The following is an 18,331-nucleotide window of genomic DNA, read 5'->3' as shown; positions in this document are numbered from 1 at the left end:
CTCCTGTTCTCACGCCTGGTGAGGCCTCGCCTAGTCACGTTCTCCCCGGACGGCCATCACGAACTCGTCGTGGTCGACGAAGGGAACCGCGCCGTAACTGCCCCTGAGGTACCGACGTTCCGCGTTCTCCCCTTGGCGGGGCTTGAAGTCGCTGAGGGCGTACAAGCTCGTGTCGCCGCGTTCCTCCTTGCTCACGAACCACACTTCGTCGCGCTTGAGCACCTCGTCGCCGAGCATCGTCCCGAGGAGGCTCGTGTCATGCGTGGTGAAGATCAACTGCGCACCGTTCGGGTTGGTCCGCTCGTCGCGGAAGAGGCCGACCAGCCTGGCCGTCAACAGCGGGTGCAGGCTGGAATCGATCTCGTCGACGAGCAGCACTGATCCCCTGTCCAAGGCACTCAGCGCAATGGGGATGAGCCGCAACCAGGACCGGGTTCCATGCGATTCGTCCGAGATGTCGAATGGTGCACCAAGATCACCGTGAACGGTTTTCAGGCGATATACCTTCCTCGGCCCAGCACGGCGCAGGTCGTCCAACCGACTGCGAACCACGTTCCGGTACTCCTCGTCAACGTCACCCGCCTCTTCGGACCTGGCTACCCTCTTCCACTCCGCCTCAGTTCTCTCGAGGTAACGCGACCACCTCGGATCTTCGCACTCCTCCACCAACAAGTCGGTGATTCCCAAATCGGCAGCACGGAGCAGATCCACCACTCTGCTCCGGTTGCCGGGATCACGCGCGACGAACCGACCAAGCGCTTCATTCCCAAGGCGCGACAGCCCTTCGGATTGCGAGAACACCAGGTCACGGGAGATGAAGCTGTACGCGGGCATGGCGAATTCGAGGTTCAGCTGCACAGCAACGCTCAGCAGGAGGGCGTTGCTCCTCGTCATCTGCCCGAGCACACCCAACTCCGCCTTGGAATCCCGCAGCGTGCTGCCGAACTTGACCTCGCCCCCGGCCCTCTCGAAGACGACCCTCTTCCGCTTCTCCGGATACGAGTACAACCACTCCTCGAGGACCCGTTCGTCGTCCAGCGCGAACCCGTAGGTGTAAGCCACGTCGTCCGTCTTGAACTCCACGACGAAGACGGACGGAGCCCCGGCCGCATCCGGCGCGAGCCTGAAGGGAACTCTCGGCACCCCTTCGAGGGCGTCCCAGCGCTGGAAGGACGACGTCACAGCCGACTGCATGAACTCCAAGCCGCTCAGCAGGTTCGACTTCCCCGACGCGTTCGCCCCGTAGACCGCGGTCACCGGCAGCACGTAGCGGGTCTTGTCGCGGCTGGGCATCAACAGCAACTCCTGCTCGGTCAGGAAAGACCTGTGGTTGCCCAGCCGGAAGCTTCGAAGCACGCAGACACCTCCCACGGACAGCTTCGCCGTCTTGTCTGCAAGTAAACCGCACAGAACGGGCTGTGGACATGGTCAAGCTGACAGTTGGCTGAAGATCACCAGGTGGTGTGGTCCACGTGCCCCGCTCCGCACATCCACTCTTCCGGTGGACCCGCCGCAACTGCACCGCGAGCACCACGTGCACCGGCTATAACACGGGGAGTGATCACACCGGATCCGAGGAGACCTGCCGTGCACCGATCCCCCGCTCGCCGCGGCGCGTTCACCACCGCCGTCGCCGCCGGCGCGCTGCTGCTCACCACCGGCACCGCCCACGCCGACCTCAGTCCCGGCGAACTGCGGGCCACCACCGACCAGTACCTCTTCGAGCTCTCCCTCGACGACTTCACCCGGACCAGGGCCCAGCAGCCGCACGCCGACCAGCTCGACTGGTCCTCCGACGGCTGCTCGCTGTCCCCGGACGAGCCGCTGGGCTTCAAGTTCACCACCAGCTGCGACCGGCACGACTTCGGCTACCGCAACTACAAGAAGCAGGAGCGGTTCACCGAACCGAGCCGCAAGGAGATCGACGACAACTTCCGCGACGACATGTACACCGCCTGCGGCGACAACCTGGTGTGCAAGGGCACCGCGAACATCTACTACTTCGCGGTGCGCGAGTTCGGCGGCATGACCGGCTCCACCGCCGAGGCCGTCGAGCACGCGCAAATCCAACTGCTGCCCTCCGCCCCCGGCGAGCTGCGCTACCAGGCGATCAACTCCGCGGGCCAGATCGTCCAGCTCAGCGTGGCCGGATGACGCGGCCGGGGGGCGTGCCCACCCCGGGCACGCCCCGCTCGACCGCGGAGTTCGGCCGGAACCTGGTGCCCTGCCGAGCTGACCGCTGCGACCGGTGGTCGTCCGAGCTCCCGGATCCGCGGCTCCTTCGCGGAGCGCGGAGGTAGTGTCGCCTCGCGACGAAGGGAGCTCGAATGGTCAAGCGGCAACTTCCGCGCTGGTCCGAACTGCGTCCCCTCCTGCGGGTCAAGCCCCCGCAGCTCAACCCCACCGCGCGTCGGCTGTCCGCCGCGCACTCCATCGCCGACCTGCGGACCATCGCCCGCCTGCGCACGCCGCGCGCCGTGTTCGACTACACCGACGGTGCCGCCGAGGCCGAGATCAGCCTGCGCCGCGCTCGGCAGGCCTTCCGCGACGTCGAGTTCCGCCCCTCCGTGCTGCGAGACGTGTCCAAGGTGGACACCTCCACCCCGATCCTCGGCAAGCCCTCGGCACTGCCGTTCTCCTTCGCTCCCACTGGGTTCACGCGGATGATGAACCACGAGGGCGAACCGGCGGTGGCCCGCGTCGCCGAGCGCACCGGCATCCCCTACGCGCTGTCCACGATGGGCACCACCTCGGTCGAGGACCTCGCCACCGCGGCCCCGGACGCCCGCAAGTGGTTCCAGCTCTACCTGTGGAAGGACCGCGAGGCCAGCCGCTCACTGGTCCAGCGCGCGCAGGACGCCGGTTACGAGGCGCTGATCCTCACCGTGGACACCCCCGTCGGCGGCGCTCGGCTGCGCGACACCCGCAACGGCCTGACCATCCCGCCCGAGCTGACGCTCAAGACCATCGTGGACGGCGCGATGCACCCGGCCTGGTGGTTCAACCTGCTCACCACCGAGCCGCTGACCTTCGCCTCCTTCCACCACTGGTCGGGCACCGCGCACGACCTGATCAACGCGATGTTCGACCCGTCGCTGAACTACGCGGACCTGGAGTGGCTGCGGGAGCTCTGGCAGGGCCCGCTGCTGGTCAAGGGCATCCAGAACCCCGACGACGCCCGCCGCGTGGTCGAGCTGGGCGCGGACGGCGTGATCCTGTCCAACCACGGCGGACGCCAGCTGGACCGCGCGCCGACCATGCTGGAGCTGCTCCCCGCGGTGCGCGACCAGGTCGGCGACCGGGCCGAGATCCTGCTGGACACCGGCATCACCAGCGGCGCGGACATCGTCGCGGCGATCGCCCTGGGCGCCGACTCGTGCCTGGTCGGCCGCGCCTACCTGTACGGCCTGATGGCGGGCGGCGAGCGAGGCGTCCAGAAGGCGGTGGACATCCTGCGCACCGAGATCGTCCGCACCCTCCAGCTGCTCGGCGTCCACTCGATCTCCGAGCTGAACAGCACACACGCGGTGCTGCGCCGCTGACCTCGTGAGCGGCGATGGTCGCAAGAGCAACCATCGCCACTCACAACCCCCTCGTGAGCGGCGATGGTCGCAAGAACCACCATCGCCACTCACGAGTCGGTCAGCGGCCCGGGCGCGGGTCCAACGGGCGGACCTGGGGTGGCGCGGCCGTGGTGGCGCCGTCGATCGGGCCGGTGGCGTGGAAGGCCTCGCACGGGCCGCCGATGTACTTCTCGAAGTCGGTGGTGACGTGGATGACCGACTGGCCGTCGCGGGTCGGCAGCAGCGTAGGGCTGAAGTTGCGGCACACGCTGCCCTTGTTGTAGCTGATCTGCACCGGCGACGGGATCTCCCGCCACCCCCGCGCCAGGTCGGAGGGGTTGTCGTTGACCATCAGCGTGCGCCCGTTGCCCGGCGCCCAGCCGCCGTTGTCGTTGGCCAGCATCTGGTAGGCCAGCAGCAGCCTGCCGTTCGGGTTCGGCCCCGGTGCCCAGGCGATGGTCGGCGTGCCCAGCGGCTGGCCACCGGTCTCCGACACGATCTCGGTACCCAGGTCGTACGGGTCGCCGAAGTCCCAGCCGTCCTGGGAGGTGCGCATCCAGACCGTGCAGATGTGCACCGGGTCGTAGTTGCAGACCTCGTAGACCATCACGTAGGTGCCGTCCGGCAGCTGCCGCACGCCCGCCATCCCGGGCCGCACGGTGAACTTGTCGTTCTTGATGGTTTCCCGCAGGTCGGTCCAGCTCCGGCCGTCGGCGGAGCGCATCTGGACCATCTTCTGGTCGTGCTCCGGGTCCCCGTCGTCGGAGTAGAACACGACCAGCTCGCCCTGCGCGGAGACGGTGAATTCCGGTTCCCAGACACCCGGCCCCTGCGGGGCCTGCACGATGGTGGACAGGAAGCTCCAGGTGCGGCCGTGGTCGTCGCTGCGCCACAGGCGGATGCTGCTGCGCCGCTCCTCGGGGTCGGCGCCGACGCCCGCGGTGCCCGCCCACAGCAGCGTCCCGGCGGGCATGTCCCCGACCTGCCGCGGCAGCTCGTACAGCGTCGAGCAGCACATGCCCTTCTCGTCCGCGCCCTCCGGATCGCGGATCTCGCCGACCGGTTGGAACGTGGCGCCGTCGTCCTGGCTCTCGTGGATGACCGCGAATCCGGTGCGGTCCGCGTAGGTCGTCATGCTGACCAGCACCCGACCGTTGGCCGCACCGGAGTTCTGCAACCGCACGAGCCGGGGATAACTGCTGCCGCCGGTGCGCAACAGCTCACCCCGGTCCACATCGGACGGACCGGTGTCCCCGGCCGCGACCTGCTGAAACCCGACCAGCAGCAAAACCGACAGCGAAATGGACAGAACAGCGCGTAATTTCCGGACGAGCATGCGCGAACCTCACGACATCGCGGGCGGACAAGAACCGTCAGCGGGCCGGAGACTATCTCAAAGATGTTGAAATTCGTCCGGTTCGACAATTCCGTTCAGCGCAATTCCACCGCGCAAACGGAGCAGTGCGAATCGAGGTTGAACGAGCGCGGAAATACTGGTGAAAACGCGTGAGCGGCGGTGCCCCCGCACCGCCGCTCACCGCATCACTCGTCGTCCGGCGGTGGTCCACCGCGGATCGAGTACAGGGCGTTCTCCAGCTCGTCGGGCTTGACCAGGACCTCGCGCGCCTTCGAGCCCTCGGAAGGACCCACCACGCCGCGCGACTCCAGCAGGTCCATCAACCGCCCGGCCTTGGCGAATCCGACCCGCAACTTGCGCTGCAGCATCGACGTGGAGCCGAACTGGCTGGTCACCACGAGCTCGGCGGCCTGCAGCAGAACGTCCAGGTCGTCGCCGATGTCGGAGTCGATCTCCTTCTTGTCGCCCGCCTTGGCCGCGGTGACCCCGTCGGTGTACTCGGGTTCGGCCTGGTCCTTGGTGAACGAGACGATGCGGTGGATCTCGTCGTCGGAGACGAACGAGCCCTGCACCCGCGCCGGGCGCGACGCGCCCATCGGCAGGTACAGCGCGTCGCCCATGCCGATCAGCTTCTCCGCACCGGGCTGGTCCAGGATGACCCGCGAGTCGGTCAGCGACGAGGTGGCGAAGGCCAGCCGGGACGGCACGTTGGTCTTGATCAGGCCGGTCACCACGTCCACCGACGGCCGCTGGGTGGCCAGCACCAGGTGGATGCCCGCGGCCCGCGCCTTCTGCGTGATGCGCACGATGGCGTCCTCGACATCGCGCGGCGCGGTCATCATCAGGTCGGCGAGCTCGTCGACGATGGCCAGGATGTAGGGGTAGGGCCGGTACTCCCGCTCACTGCCCAGCGGGGCGGTGATCTCGCCGGACTTCACCTTCCGGTTGAAGTCGTCGATGTGCCGCACCCGGTTGGCCTGCATGTCCTGGTAGCGCTGCTCCATCTCCTCCACCAGCCAGGCCAGCGCGGCGGCGGCCTTCTTCGGCTGGGTGATGATGGGCGTGATCAGGTGCGGGATGCCCTCGTAGGGCGTCAGCTCCACCATCTTCGGGTCGATCAGGATCATCCTGACCTCCTGCGGCGTGGCCCGCGCCAGCAGCGACACCAGCATGGAGTTGACGAAGCTGGACTTGCCGGAACCGGTGGAACCAGCCACCAGCAGGTGCGGCATCTTGGCCAGGTTCGCGGTGACCATGTGGCCCTCGATGTCCTTGCCCAGGCCCATCACCAGCGGGTGGCTGTCCTTGGCTGCCTCACCGGAGCGCAGCACGTCGCCGAGGCGCACCATCTCCCGGTCGCTGTTGGGCACCTCGATGCCCACCGCGGACTTGCCGGGGATCGGCGCCAGCAGCCGCACGTTGTCGGTGGCCGCCGCGTAGGCGATGTTCTTGGTCAGCGCGGTGATCTTCTCGACCTTCACGCCGGGCCCGAGCTCGACCTCGTAACGGGTGACGGTCGGGCCGCGGGTGAAGCCGGTGACCTGGGCGTCGATGTTGAACTGCTCCAGCACCGCGGTGATCGCCTCGATCATCGCGTCGTTGACCCGGCTACGGCTCTTCGGCGGTTCGCCGTCGGTGAGCACGTCCAGCGGCGGCAGCTTGTAGTCGCCCTCGACGCTGCGGCTGATCTGCGGCTTCTCGCTCTTCTTCAGCTTCTCCGGCGCGGGCTGGTTGGCCGGGACCACGGCGGCCTTCGGCTTGGGCTTGGGCTCCTCGGGCACGTCGTCGAGCGACAGCTGCGCGTCCTCGTCGGCCATCGCCGCCTGGCGCCGCCGCGACGGGCGGCGCAGCTTGACCTCGGTCGCCTCCGCGTCCTCGGCCTTCGACCCGGCCTTCGACCGGGGCTTCTTCGGCTCCTCGACGTCCTCCTCGTACTCGCCGCCGCGCAGCCAGTCGCCGATGTCGCGCACCGAGGTGCCGGTGAGCACCAGCAGTCCGAACAGCCCGACCAGCACCAGCACCGGCACGGCGACCCACGCGGTGAGCCCGTACTCCAGCGGACCGCCCGCGACGAAGCCGAGCGCGCCACCGGCCTGCGGCCAGCTGTCGGGCTCCAGCGGGGAGCCGTTGACGATGTGGATCACACCGAGCGTGGTGAAGATCAGCAGCATCGAGCCGATCACCACCCGCGGCCGGGCCTCGGCGGTGCTCTCGGTGCGCATCAGCAGGACCGCGGTGCCCAGCAGCACGAGTGGCAGCACCACGGCGGCCGAGCCGATGACCGAGCGCAGCGCCAGGTCGAACCCGTGCCCGACCGGCCCACCGGCCTGCCACCAGACCCCGGCGGCCGCGATCACGGCGGTGGCCAGGAAGAACAGTGCGAGCCCGTCGCGCCGGTGCGCCGGGTCGAGCTCCCGGGTCCTGCCCATCGCCCGCACCACGCTGCCGACGCCGCGGCCGACCCCGCCGCCGCGGGACTTCGCGGGTCGCTTCGCCGGCTGCCTGCGCGGTGCGTGCGTCGAGCCGCGCGGCTTGGCCGAGCTCCTCCTGCTGGTGCCCGACTTCGCCCGGGGCTTGCCCTGGGTCGATCCGCCACTGCGGGAGGTGGCGCCGCTACTCTTCGTGGCGCTCTTGCTGCGCGCCGAGCCACGCCCCCCGTTCGATGTCCGGCTCGCCATACCCCACACGGTATCCGCACCCGCCTCTCCCGTCACAACAGCCACGGCGGACGCGGGCTCGGACGCTTTCTCGGGCGATGCGCCCCGATCGGGGCATCAAGCGTGAGATCCTCAACCATCATGGTTGCCCTCCCGACCGGTCCGCACGAGCCGACACGCCGAACCGACCGCGAGACGCTGTTCCGCGGCGCGCCACTGCTGTGGCGCGCGCTGACGCGGGTGGACCGCGCGATCATCGGCGCCACCGGACGGCTGGAGGTCACCGGAGACGTGCCGGACGACCTGTGCGGCAAGCCGCTGCTGCTGGCCGCCAACCACATCGGCAACCTGGACGCCCTGGTGCTGATCGCGGCCTGCCGCAGCCGTCGGCTGGCCCCCCGCTTCCTGGCCACCGGCGGGCTGTTCGACGCACCGGTGCTGGGCGGGGTCCTGCGCCGCTGCCGCCACGTCCGCGTGGACCGCGGCAAGAGCACCGCGGGCCAGGCCATGGCCCGGGTGGTCGCGGCGCTGACCAGCGACCACCAACCGGTGCTGGTGTACCCGGAGGGCCGGATCACGCTCGAACCGGACATGTGGCCGGAGCGCGGGAAGACCGGCGTGGCCCGGATGGCGCTGGCCTCCGGTGCGGCCGTGGTGCCGATCAGCCAGTGGGGCGCGCACGAGGCGATGTGCTACGGCATGGTCCGCGTGGAGAGCGCCCGCGACCTGTGGGTCCTGTTCGCCTCGTGGCTGCGCGCGGTGCGCCGCCGCCCGACGCTGCGCGTCCACTTCGGAGCCCCGGTGGACCTCAGCGACCTGTCCGCCGACCGCGTCGGTGACGCGGTCCGAGCCCGCGACCGCATCATGCGGGCCATCACCGACGGCCTCACCCCGCTGCGCGCGGGGGAACTCGGCACCCCGCACCACCTCGACCCGACCCGCCCGGTCACGGACAAACCCAGCCCCTGGCGGCCGAGCGCGAGCTGACCAGTCGGGCGCGACTCCGCGGCCAGGTGAGGCCACCCAGCCGCGGAGCGCGAGGCGGAACCGGGTCGCCCGGGCAGACCATTTCTCGCCAACCAGGCCGCTTTGGCGCGGACCATCCCGTTTACTGTCCACATTGCTCACCGCCCGGTGGGCGCCAACCGGACGAACGGGGGGCTTCAGTGCGAAAAGTCGTCACCGCCGCGCTGGCGGTCGGAATCCTGGCGGGCGCGGCACCCGCGGTCGCGAACGCGGCACCGGAGTACGACCCGCCGCCGGTCCAGTGGGGCCCGTGCACCGACGAGGCGCTGCAGAAGGCGGGGGCGGAGTGCGGGATGCTGCGGGTCCCGCTGGACTACGCCGACCCGGCGGGCGAGCACATCTCGCTCGCGGTGTCCCGCATCAAGCACACCGTGCCCGAGGACCAGTACCAGGGCGTCATGCTGGTCAACCCGGGCGGACCGGGCGGATCCGGCCTGACCCTGTCCGCACTCGGCGCGTACGTGCCCAAGAACGCCGGGGCCGCCTACGACTGGATCGGCTTCGACCCGCGCGGCGTCGGCGCCAGCGAACCCGCGCTCTCCTGCGACCCGGACTACTTCTCCTACGACCGGCCGCACTACGTGCCCACCACGCCGGAGCTGGAGCAGACCTGGCTGGACCGCTCGGAGGGCTACGCCCGCGCCTGCGCCGACTCCGGCGAGCTGCTCGACCACATCAAGACCACCGATGTCGTCGAGGACATGGACAGCATCCGCAAGGCGCTGGGTGCCGAGCAGATCAACTACTACGGCTTCTCCTACGGCACCTACCTCGGCCAGGTCTACGGCACCCTGCACCCGGATCGGATGCGCCGCGTGGTGATGGACGGCGTGGTGAACGTCGAGGACGTCTGGTACCAGGCGAACCTGAACCAGGACGTGGCCTTCGACCGCAACATCAAGGTCTTCTTCGACTGGATCGCCGCGCACGACGCGACCTTCCACCTCGGCGCGACCGGCGCGGAGGTGGAGGCGCTGTTCTACCAGCAGCAGGCCGAGTTGGACCGGGAACCGGCGGGCGGGGTCATCGGCTCCGACGAGTGGACCGACCTGTTCCTGACCGCGGGCTACTCGCAGGCGGCGTGGGACGGCCGCGCCCAGGCGTTCGCCAGCTGGATCCACGACGGCGACTGGCAGGCGCTGAAGAAGGTCTACGACAGCGCGAACCCGCCGGGTGACGACAACGGCTTCGCGGTCTACCTGTCGGTCCAGTGCACGGACGTGCAGTGGCCGCGGAGCTGGCCGAAGTGGCGCCGCGACAACTGGGCGACCCATGAGAAGGCCCCCTTCGAGACCTGGGCGAACGCCTGGTACAACGCCCCCTGCCTGTTCTGGCCCGCGAAGCCGGGCAAGCCGGTCGAGGTGGACGGCAGCCAGGTCGACAGCGCCCTGCTGATCAGTGAGGAGCTCGACGCGGCAACCCCGTTCCCCGGCGCCCTGGAAGCCCGCGACCGCTTCCCCGGAGCCAGTCTGATCAGCCTCCCCGGCGGCACCACCCACTCAGGTTCGCTGAGCGGAAACACCTGCCTGGACGACCAGATCGCGGACTACCTGCTCACGGGCGAGCTCCCATCCCGCAAGCCCGGCCGGGGCCCGGACGCGACCTGCGAACCCCTCCCCCAACCCACCCCGGAGGGCCTGGGCACCCTGTCCAAGCGCCCACACCAACCTGAGTTCCTCCAGGAAGCCCTCCAAGCCAACTGGCGCTGACCCCGGATCGCGCGACGGCCCGGCACTGCGGTGCCGGGCCGTCGTGCGTGCTGGTCAACCGTCGCCGTTGAGCACAGCGGCGGTCAGCACGGTGCCGCCGACACCCCAACCACCGTCGATGACGTCATCGACGAGGACGACCGTGGTCGCGCGGGCTCGCTCCCCGTAGACCTCGGCGAACAGGTCGGTGGTGCGCTCGATGAGCTTCTGCTTGTCGGCCGCGGTGATGGTGCCAGCCGGGACCTTGAAGTGGGCGAATGGCATGGTTGTACTCCTTCTGCAGGGGCTCGGGCGTCACACCAGGCCGCCGTTTGCCCGCAGGACCTGACCGTTGACCCAGTGCCCCTGGGCGCTGGTCAGGAATGCGACGACCGCGGCGATGTCCTCCGGGGTGCCCAGGCGCTCCAGCGGCGGGATCTTGGCCAGTTCCTCGACCCGCTCCTCGGTCTTGCCCTCGAAGAAGAGGGCGGTGGCGGTCGGGCCCGGCGCGACGGTGTTCACGGTGATGTCGCGTCCGCGCAGTTCACGCGCCAGGATCAGGGTCATCGCCTCGACGGCCCCCTTGCTGGCGGCGTACGCCGCGTAGGTGGGGAACTGGGTGCCCACGACGGAGCTCGAGAAGCCCACGAAGGAACCCCCGTCCCGCAGGCGCCGAGCGGCCAGCTGAGCGACGACGAAGGCCCCGCGGATGTTGGTCCGGTGCAGCTGGTCGAGGACGTCCAGGTCGAGTTCGGCGATGGGCGAGAGCGCCATGCGCCCAGCGGCGTTCACGACGACGTCCACGCCCCCGAAGGCGGCCTCGGCCTGGTCGAAGAGCGCGGCGGCGGCCTGCTCGTCGGCGATGTCGGCCTGGACCGCGATGGCCTTCCCGCCAGCGGCGGTGATCGCGGCCACCGCCTCCTCCGCGGCAGCGGCGTCCCCGACGTAGTTGACGACGACGGCCAAGCCGTCAGCGCCGAGCCGACGGGACACGGCCCGGCCGATGCCGCGCGAGGCCCCGGTGACGACGGCGACGCGGCCACCCGCCCCGCCGGTGGTGTCGGTTGAAGTCATGCCTCCACGATGCGGAGCGTCAGCGGGCGGAGCGAGGGGATGTCGTCCCCTGTGTCCGCGCCCCCAGTGACCGCACACTGGATCCATGAAGGCCTCGAAGCACGCCGAGCTCGGCGCGTTCCTCCGGTCCCGGCGCGAGCGCATCCGCCCCGAGGAGGTCGGCCTCGTCCGCGGGCCGCGGCGCCGCGTGCCCGGCCTGCGCCGCGACGAGGTGGCCCAGCTGGCGGGCGCCTCGGTGGACTACTACAACGAGCTGGAACGCGGCGCGGGGTCCCAACCGTCCGAGCAGATGCTCGCCGCCCTCGCCCGGGCGCTGCGGCTCACCGCCGACGAGCGCGACCACCTCTACCACCTCGCGGACCGCCCCCTCCCGGTCCAGGGCGGCCCCGCCTCGCACGTCCACCCCGGCATGCTCGACCTGCTCACCCGGCTGACCTCAACCCCGGCCCAGGTCATCACCGACCTGCACGTCACCCTCGTGCAGAACCCGCTCGCGGTCGCGCTGCTCGGCGACCACTCGCACTTCCACGGCCAGGAGGCGAGCTTCATCCACCGCTGGTTCACCGACCCGGCGGCGCGCTCGATCTACCCGGAGCAGGACCACCCGGCGCACTCCCGGGCCTTCGCCGCCGACCTGCGAGCCGCAGCAGCACGCCGGAACGCCCGCGACACCGAAGCGCGCACGATGATCGACGACCTCCTCGCCCGCTCACCGGAGTTCACGGAGCTCTGGTCCGACCACGAGGTGGCAGTCCGCCGCAACGACCGGAAGCGCATCATCCACCCCGAACTGGGCGTGCTCGACGTGAACTGCCTCAACCTCCTCAGCGAGGACGGCCGCCAACGCCTCCTCTGGTTCACCCCCGCGATCGGCACGGACAGCGCCAGCAAACTAGACCTCCTCACCGTCCTCACCACCGAGCAATTCACCCCCCACAAGAGCTGAACCCATTTCGTTTCGATCAGTTGGTCATCCTGCTGCGCAGGTGAGCACCGATGTAACCGATGTAAATTTTGCCGGTGATGCTGGTCGCGTCGTAGTAGTGCATCCGGGGCTGATCATCCCGGAGTTCGCGATTTTGAAGTGGGCACCCATGAAGATCTGCCCTTCGGGAGCGATTTCCGGAGGCACCGGGAATGTCCTAATTCGAGAAAGCCTGGTGTTGCTACGCACGTCGTTGCTCTCATCCCGCGCGTGCCGATTTACGGAGAAGCCACGGCAATTGTCCGGCAAGTGGCGCAGGTAGTCGTCAACTCCACGCTCGCAGCGGCCTTCCGCTGACGCTCGCGCATAGTCCTTTAAGGCGAGCAGCGCCTCCCACGTCTTGCCCGCCCAAACCCCGGCCCGGTCACGTTCTTCCAGCTTGAACGTCGGTTCATCGTCCCCGGTGAACACGACGTGCTCCAGCTCCTCGATCATCGGCAACACGTCCAGGAAGGAGTCCGGCAGCTTGTACTCGGCTTGGGCCGGTTCCGACCAGGCGTCCGCGTATCGGCGCTCCACTTCGAGCAGACCACGGAGATGCCTGGTGATGGCCTTTCCTTGGCCAGGTCGGCGTTGGCTTCGGCGAGTTCCAGCGTCTCGTCGTCGAGTTGCTCGCTCACTTCGTCGAGCGACTGTTGCAGTTCGGCGGTGCGCTCCTGCAGTTCCTCGAACCGGTCCGTCAGACCCTGCCGCTTCACCTGTTCTCGCTGGCCAATGCGGGCGAAGGCGACGAGCTCACGCAGCCGGTCAGCGGTGAGCTCGGACTCGTCGAGCTCTTCCCGCAGGACCTGAACGATCGCCACATCGCGATCCAGGATCGACGGAGACGCTTCGTCGACACGGGGTGCGACGGAGGCTGCATCCGAAGCTTCACCCTCGACGAGCAGCTGATCGAGTTGCTTTTCGAATTGCCGATCCAGCCGCACCGCGGTATTGGGCAACCGTTGTTCGATCACGATGTCTCGCGCTCGCCAACCGAGGAGGCGGGGCAGCCTCGGCTGCTCGTCCTTGAGAATGCGGCCGGTGCTGAGCACCCGGTGCCGCAGAGCGTCGGTGGTGTCACCTGGCTCAGCGCCCGGCAGGAACGTCCGCATCGTTCCCGGCTTGACCTCGTGACTCTCACCGACTGCGCGCGCGAAGACCCTGGTGGCCTCCGGATCCAGCAAGTAACCGGCACCGATGCCAACGGTCTCGTAGAGCAACCTGCGCGCCAAGTCGAACCAGGGTCCTTGCGGAAGTGATTCCTGGCTGCCAACGACGTAAACCGGCCCCCGGCGTGAGGGATCCCGGATGATGCCAACGAGATCCTCGGCGTCCTCACCTGATACCCGCCACGGTCGGGAATCCAGCCGCGCTGTGCCGTCCGCTGCGGGCAGCACCGTCAGCAGGTCCCGCACCAGTTTCGGTGTCGCCGTCCACTGCCGCCGCCGCGCGGGCTGGTCAGCATCGTCGGAAAGCACTTCGGGGTTGACAATGTCCACCCACACCATCGCCGGGTCACCGCTGCCCGGCACGTGCACAGTCAGCTGACTGGTCCAGATACCACCGGGCTGCTTCTCGGTCACCCGCACCCGAAGCGCGTTCGAGCCGTCTTTGCCCGCCTTTTCCAGCAGCACGCCGTCCGCGTTCGGCCCCAAACTCACCAACGCATCCGGCTTCACTGCATCGCTGTCGTAGTGCTTGCGCCGCAACCACGAATGCAGCTGTTCTCTGACCCGAGCAAGGACGTCGATGCTTCCCTGTTCGACCTGAAAGACGCTGCGATAACCCAGCATGCAGTTTCCCGGCGCTCTCGATCATCGGTGAGATTTCCGAATACCCTGAATGCACCAGGGCCGGTCCGGATATCTCAGCAGGACCGAAAACGCCGGCGGCCGAACGTGATCACCCTGTGACGACTATTCACACGACGAGAGCAACGCCGACGCATCAGCTTTCGCTCGACGCGCCACCCAAGGCTTCAGCCACCGCAGCGAACTCGGACAGCGCAGCCTGCAGATCTTCGACGATCTCAGCGGCAATAACCTCGGGCGAGAGCAGCTCGTCCGCATCGTCGACGGATTCGTCCTTGACCCAGCCGATCAGGTCGAGGTTGATCTTGTCCCGCGCGACGAGGTCGGCGTAGTCGAAGAGCTTGACCCGGTCGTTGGGCTTGCGGTCCTCCGGCCGGTCAGCGGACAGGTACCACTCGACGAAGTCATCAAGGTGCTCGTCGCGCAGTGCCTTCGTCTTGAGCGTGAAGTGCTGGTTGGTCCGGAAGTCGTAGACGGCGAGTTTGCTGGTCAGCGGCTGATCCGCACCGGCAGGCGGTTTCGCCTCGAAGAACAGCACATTCGCCTTCACACCCCCGGCGTAGAAGATTCCGGTGGGCAACCGCAGCAAGGTGTGCACGTCGTAATCGCGCAGCAGGTTCCGGCGAACCGTTTCGCCCGCACCGCCTTCGAAAAGCACGTTGTCCGGCACGACCACTGCCGCCCGGCCGGGAATGTCGAGCTGAGTGGCGATGTGCTGAACAAAGTTGAGCTGCTTGTTAGTGGTGGTGACCCAGAAGTCATGGCGCTTGTACGCGACTTCCTCCCGGGAGGCTTTACCATCCTCATTGACAACCGTGATCGAGGATTTCTTGCCGAACGGCGGGTTGGCCAGCACCAGGCTCGCCTTCCGCCCATTCCTGGCCAGCGCGTCCTCGACCTGAATTCCCGGCTGCTCGCCCCAGGAGCCGATACCGTGCAGCAGCAGGTTCATGGCCGCGAGGCGCGCAGTTCCGTGCACCAGCTCGGTGCCCCAGATGTTCCCAGAGATCTTGCGGAGCTTCTCGCGATTCAGCCCGTTCGGCCGGACATGGGTATCGACGATGTAGGAATGCGCCGCCAGTAGGAAGCCACCGGTACCACAGGCGGGGTCGGTGATCGTGTCGTCTGGGGTCGGCTGCGTGCAGCGCACCATGGCGTTGATCAGCGGACGCGGGGTGAAGTACTGGCCAGCACCCGATTTGGTGTCCGCCGCGCCACGAGACAGCAGCTGCTCATAAGCGTCACCGTTGACATCGGTGCCGTGGATCGACCACGTCTCACGCTCGATCAAATCGTTGATCAGCCGGGAGAGATTCGAGGCGTTCTGGATCTTGTTCTGCGCCTTGGCGAAGATGAGGTGGTGCGGCGTGCCCGGCGCCTGGTCGCCGAGATCGGCGAGCAGTTGCTCGTACCGCCGCTTCAGCTCAGTGCCCTTCTGCCCGACCAGCTCCGACCAGCCGCGCTCCTGCCACCCCTGTGGGAGCAGGTGCTCGGAGACAATCAGATCGTTCTTCTTCTCCTCGGCGATCTTGAGGTAGAGCAGGAACGTCAGTTGCTCGACGTAGTCGATCGTGGAGACACCCTCGTCCCGGAGGACGTTGCAGTAGCTCCACAGCTTGTCAACCAGCCGCCGCGTCTCGGCCTGGCTCTCCGCAGCGTTCACAGCTCACCTCGCAACCCCCACGACAACCCGGCCACTCTACCGACCGGCTACCCGTTGAGGTCGCGGAGGATCTGCTGCGTGATGGGGACCGCGCGGTCCCGGAAGGTGCGCGGGTCCTCCCCTTCGTTCGCCGGGAGCGAGAATCCGGCCCGCCCGGACCGGAAAAGCAGCGTCGACGAGTCCAGCACGGTGGAGATGCAGCTCTGCCCGTCCCCCACCGCCGTGTCGAGACCCAGCACGCCGATGTCCGTGGACGCCTTGCAGAGCTCGTCGTGCGCGGCCGCCTCCCGCTCGTTCCGGTAGTAGGTGACGGTCAGCTCCTTGCCCGTCGTGGGGCCAGACTCGTCGAGCGCCGCGCGGTCCACCCGTCGGCAGGTGTACTCCAGGTAGATGTAGCCGCCCACGCGGCTGTTGAGGATCTGCCGCTCATAGCTGGGAATCCGCTCCTCCACCCAGCCGGAGTCCTGCTTGCCCGTCACCAGCTCGAACGCCGCTGGGCTGAAGACCGCGCAGGCCGACGGCGGCGTGCCGTAGGGCTCCTGGTAGCGGAAGCCCTGTACACCGGTGGCGCCACGCGCGTAGTTGTCCAGCACGGTGTCCACGATCTGGTCGAACAGCTGGCTGGTGGGCACACCCCGGTAGGACTCGAGCGGATCGCTCAGCGTCACCCCGATCAGCTTGCCGTCCCCGAGGGGGACCTTGGCGCGGAAGTCGTACGAGGAGCCAGGTTCGGGCCGGTCAACGTAGAGGACGAGGTCACCCTTGGTCCGGTGCTCGTACCCGTAGTCGAAGACCCGGACATCGTTCTCATGGCTGAACGGAACTGCGTGGAACTCCACCCGGACCGAGGGGAGGATGCCGTCCTCCCTGCCCTGGATCAGGATTAGGCACTCCGCAGGCGCTTGCCGCGAGCGACTGTGTACCTGCGGGTCGGTGACCTGCGGATCGAGGTAGGTGTGCTTGATGTCCACCGGGTAAGCGATGGGAATCCCCAGGCGTTCGAGATCGGCGGGCTGCACCAGCGCACAAGCGTCGGGGAGCGGCTGCCCGCCGAAGTTGACCGCAGGAGCCCGCTCGAACGACCCGGCCAGCAGGTTCGTGCGCGGCTGAGCTGGTTTCCCCGCGTCGTCGTGAGCAGCGGGTTCGGAACTGAGCAGCGGCAGCAGACCGAATCCACCGCCGAGGCCGATGACGAGCCCGGCGACCACCGCGATCACGACCCGCAGCCAAAGCCGCTTCTTCCGAGGTGGTGGAGCGCTCGGCGGTTGCGGCGCCATCCCCTGGATCGGGTACGGCGGCGCGCCTGGCGCCCCTGCTCGGTGCTGACCAAATCCCCCTGCGCCGTACGGGCTCGACAACACTTCTCCCCAGTCACGAGCGAAATCAACCTGGGCACCTTACCGACCGACCACCGCCGACCGCCGGCACTCCCCTGAACCACGCACTGCGACATCCGGGTGAACTCGGGGACACCGTGGGAGCCGCGATAAGGTGACCAGCGCCATAGTGTTACCCGGTCCGATCTGCTGTAGTCACGCGCGGTGATTACAGAGAATGGATCGGCAACACCGAAGGCGTCACAAGAAGGGGGATATTGACGTGAGTGGGTTCCGGGTAAATCCCGATGCGCTCCAGGCCGCGGTGGACGATCTGCGGGGTGCGCACGAGCAGGTCCTGGACATGATCCTGAAAGCCAGGAACATCGACGCTGGAGAACTCACCGCTGGCGATCGAGCCACGCAGGCTTTCAAGGATGAGATCCAGAAGCGAGCCGTAGGAGACGCGGGCTCGCTGGAGACCTTCGCCCAGGCGCTTGCTGACAAGCTTAAGGTGAAGATCGAGGGGTACGAAGCAACGCTCAGGGAGTACGGCGCGCTGGACGAAGCTGCCAGCGTCGACCAGCTTCGAGCCAACCCGCAGGCGTGAAAGTCTTTGTTGATCGCGAGGAGTGACGTGTTGAAACGCGGTGCCGTTCTCGGCGCAAGCCTGGCCATGACCGCCCTCCTGGCGGCATGCGGAAGCCAAGCACCAGATCCCGAGGAGGGGTCTCCACAGACCACTCAGGCGTCGTCCGGACCGCAGATCAACGACCCGAAAGACGCCGCCGCGATCCCGCCCTGCGACATCCTTCCGGAAGGTACCGCGGCGAACCTTGGACTCAAGCCACAGGGGCGAGAGGTTGAAGACTCCTCCAACCGGGTCTGCTCATGGAGCTCACCGGACGACCGTGACCGCCTGGGCTTGTCGGCGATCCCGAACCGCTCCCTGTCTTCCTATCTGGACAACCGGTCGCAGTACGCGGACTTCGCAGAGCTGACCATCGCTGGTCACCCGGCCGTCCGTGCGAACCGAACCGACCCGAAGCAGATGGGCGGCTGCGCCATCTTCCTCGCCACCAAGAACGACCAGGTCTTGAGTTCGCAAGTAGATTTCTTCGACAAGACCAAGGACCCGTGCGGCCTCGCGCAGCAGGCGCTCGAGGCGGCCGTGTCTGCTCTTCCCGCCGCGAAATAAGAATATTGGGG

Annotated in this window: 16 protein-coding genes; 7 read left to right on the top strand and 9 right to left on the bottom strand. The window is 68.0% G+C overall.

Annotated elements, in window-relative coordinates:
* Nucleotides 1-30: 30 nt before the first annotated feature.
* Entirely contained in the window at nt 31-1,356 is a 1,326-nt protein-coding gene (locus tag ABT324_RS07315; RefSeq protein WP_351173116.1) for an AAA family ATPase, read from the bottom strand.
* A gap of 231 nt (nt 1,357-1,587) precedes the next feature.
* Here ABT324_RS07315 and ABT324_RS07310 point away from each other — a divergent pair, with 231 nt between their 5' ends.
* Both ABT324_RS07310 and ABT324_RS07305 read left to right on the top strand, forming a co-directional pair.
* Nucleotides 1,588-2,154 (top strand): phospholipase, encoded by a 567-nt coding sequence (locus tag ABT324_RS07310; RefSeq protein ID WP_351173113.1) that lies wholly within the window; start codon nt 1,588-1,590, stop codon nt 2,152-2,154.
* Nucleotides 2,155-2,327: 173 nt separating this feature from the next.
* Nucleotides 2,328-3,542 carry an alpha-hydroxy acid oxidase gene (locus tag ABT324_RS07305; protein ID WP_351173110.1) on the top strand — a complete coding sequence of 405 codons (1,215 nt, stop codon included), beginning with the start codon at nt 2,328-2,330 and terminating at the stop codon, nt 3,540-3,542.
* Between the two features lie 100 nt (nt 3,543-3,642).
* On the opposite strand, the gene ABT324_RS07300 is transcribed toward ABT324_RS07305, so the two are convergent.
* Nucleotides 3,643-4,899, bottom strand: coding sequence for an exo-alpha-sialidase (locus ABT324_RS07300; protein ID WP_351173107.1), 1,257 nt, complete (start codon nt 4,897-4,899; stop codon nt 3,643-3,645).
* 206 nt (nt 4,900-5,105) lie between these two features.
* The gene (locus tag ABT324_RS07295; RefSeq protein ID WP_351173104.1) at nt 5,106-7,598 is read right to left on the bottom strand and encodes an FtsK/SpoIIIE family DNA translocase; all 2,493 of its coding nucleotides are present in this window, start codon (nt 7,596-7,598) and stop codon (nt 5,106-5,108) included.
* A 120-nt stretch (nt 7,599-7,718) separates the two neighbouring features.
* Here ABT324_RS07295 and ABT324_RS07290 point away from each other — a divergent pair, with 120 nt between their 5' ends.
* Both ABT324_RS07290 and ABT324_RS07285 read left to right on the top strand, forming a co-directional pair.
* Nucleotides 7,719-8,564 (top strand): lysophospholipid acyltransferase family protein, encoded by an 846-nt coding sequence (locus tag ABT324_RS07290; protein ID WP_351173101.1) that lies wholly within the window; start codon nt 7,719-7,721, stop codon nt 8,562-8,564.
* Nucleotides 8,565-8,743: 179 nt separating this feature from the next.
* Entirely contained in the window at nt 8,744-10,312 is a 1,569-nt protein-coding gene (locus tag ABT324_RS07285) for an alpha/beta hydrolase (protein ID WP_351173098.1), read from the top strand.
* Between the two features lie 54 nt (nt 10,313-10,366).
* Here ABT324_RS07285 and ABT324_RS07280 read toward each other — a convergent pair whose 3' ends face one another.
* Together ABT324_RS07280 and ABT324_RS07275 are read right to left on the bottom strand one after the other, a co-directional pair.
* Nucleotides 10,367-10,576: a tautomerase family protein gene (locus ABT324_RS07280; RefSeq protein WP_351173095.1), complete on the bottom strand. Its 210-nt coding sequence runs from the start codon at nt 10,574-10,576 to the stop codon at nt 10,367-10,369.
* A 30-nt stretch (nt 10,577-10,606) separates the two neighbouring features.
* Nucleotides 10,607-11,365, bottom strand: a complete 759-nt coding sequence (locus ABT324_RS07275; protein WP_351173092.1) for an SDR family oxidoreductase — start codon at nt 11,363-11,365, stop codon at nt 10,607-10,609.
* Nucleotides 11,366-11,450: 85 nt separating this feature from the next.
* On the opposite strand from ABT324_RS07275, the gene ABT324_RS07270 reads away from it, so the two are divergent.
* On the top strand, nt 11,451-12,311 hold the full coding sequence (locus tag ABT324_RS07270) for a helix-turn-helix transcriptional regulator (RefSeq protein WP_351173089.1): 861 nt from the start codon (nt 11,451-11,453) through the stop codon (nt 12,309-12,311).
* A gap of 24 nt (nt 12,312-12,335) precedes the next feature.
* Here the strand turns inward: ABT324_RS07270 and ABT324_RS07265 are convergent, their stop codons facing one another.
* The 4 genes from ABT324_RS07265 to ABT324_RS07250 all read right to left on the bottom strand — a co-directional run bounded on the left by ABT324_RS07265 (nt 12,336) and on the right by ABT324_RS07250 (nt 17,023).
* Nucleotides 12,336-12,785, bottom strand: coding sequence for a hypothetical protein (locus ABT324_RS07265; protein ID WP_351173086.1), 450 nt, complete (start codon nt 12,783-12,785; stop codon nt 12,336-12,338).
* Nucleotides 12,782-14,125 carry a hypothetical protein gene (locus ABT324_RS07260; protein ID WP_351173083.1) on the bottom strand — a complete coding sequence of 448 codons (1,344 nt, stop codon included), beginning with the start codon at nt 14,123-14,125 and terminating at the stop codon, nt 12,782-12,784. The genes ABT324_RS07265 and ABT324_RS07260 overlap by 4 nt, the downstream gene beginning before the upstream one ends.
* A gap of 154 nt (nt 14,126-14,279) precedes the next feature.
* Nucleotides 14,280-15,806 carry a class I SAM-dependent DNA methyltransferase gene (locus ABT324_RS07255; RefSeq protein ID WP_351173080.1) on the bottom strand — a complete coding sequence of 509 codons (1,527 nt, stop codon included), beginning with the start codon at nt 15,804-15,806 and terminating at the stop codon, nt 14,280-14,282.
* Nucleotides 15,807-15,853: 47 nt separating this feature from the next.
* Nucleotides 15,854-17,023: a hypothetical protein gene (locus ABT324_RS07250; protein WP_351173077.1), complete on the bottom strand. Its 1,170-nt coding sequence runs from the start codon at nt 17,021-17,023 to the stop codon at nt 15,854-15,856.
* A 382-nt stretch (nt 17,024-17,405) separates the two neighbouring features.
* Here ABT324_RS07250 and ABT324_RS07245 point away from each other — a divergent pair, with 382 nt between their 5' ends.
* The gene (locus ABT324_RS07245) at nt 17,406-17,732 is read left to right on the top strand and encodes a hypothetical protein (RefSeq protein WP_351173074.1); all 327 of its coding nucleotides are present in this window, start codon (nt 17,406-17,408) and stop codon (nt 17,730-17,732) included.
* 30 nt (nt 17,733-17,762) lie between these two features.
* Entirely contained in the window at nt 17,763-18,320 is a 558-nt protein-coding gene (locus ABT324_RS07240) for a DUF3558 domain-containing protein (protein ID WP_351173071.1), read from the top strand.
* The last annotated feature ends 11 nt before the right edge of the window (nt 18,321-18,331 follow it).

The organism is Saccharopolyspora sp. NPDC000359 (assembly GCF_040300525.1).
Classification (GTDB): Bacteria; Actinomycetota; Actinomycetes; order Mycobacteriales; family Pseudonocardiaceae; genus Saccharopolyspora.
The sequence above is the reverse complement of the archived record's forward strand: the minus strand, read 5'-3'. Positions and strand labels throughout refer to the sequence as shown.

What these genes read in the sequence shown, in the direction of transcription:
- ABT324_RS07280 (WP_351173095.1), bottom strand. Translation starts at nt 10,576, where the DNA reads ATGCCATTCGCCCACTTCAAGGTCCCGGCTGGCACCATCACCGCGGCC.
- ABT324_RS07305 (WP_351173110.1), top strand. Translation starts at nt 2,328, where the DNA reads ATGGTCAAGCGGCAACTTCCGCGCTGGTCCGAACTGCGTCCCCTCCTG.
- ABT324_RS07290 (WP_351173101.1), top strand. Translation starts at nt 7,719, where the DNA reads ATGGTTGCCCTCCCGACCGGTCCGCACGAGCCGACACGCCGAACCGAC.
- ABT324_RS07270 (WP_351173089.1), top strand. Translation starts at nt 11,451, where the DNA reads ATGAAGGCCTCGAAGCACGCCGAGCTCGGCGCGTTCCTCCGGTCCCGG.
- ABT324_RS07300 (WP_351173107.1), bottom strand. Translation starts at nt 4,899, where the DNA reads ATGCTCGTCCGGAAATTACGCGCTGTTCTGTCCATTTCGCTGTCGGTT.
- ABT324_RS07260 (WP_351173083.1), bottom strand. Translation starts at nt 14,125, where the DNA reads ATGCTGGGTTATCGCAGCGTCTTTCAGGTCGAACAGGGAAGCATCGAC.
- ABT324_RS07265 (WP_351173086.1), bottom strand. Translation starts at nt 12,785, where the DNA reads ATGATCGAGGAGCTGGAGCACGTCGTGTTCACCGGGGACGATGAACCG.
- ABT324_RS07275 (WP_351173092.1), bottom strand. Translation starts at nt 11,365, where the DNA reads ATGACTTCAACCGACACCACCGGCGGGGCGGGTGGCCGCGTCGCCGTC.
- ABT324_RS07295 (WP_351173104.1), bottom strand. Translation starts at nt 7,598, where the DNA reads ATGGCGAGCCGGACATCGAACGGGGGGCGTGGCTCGGCGCGCAGCAAG.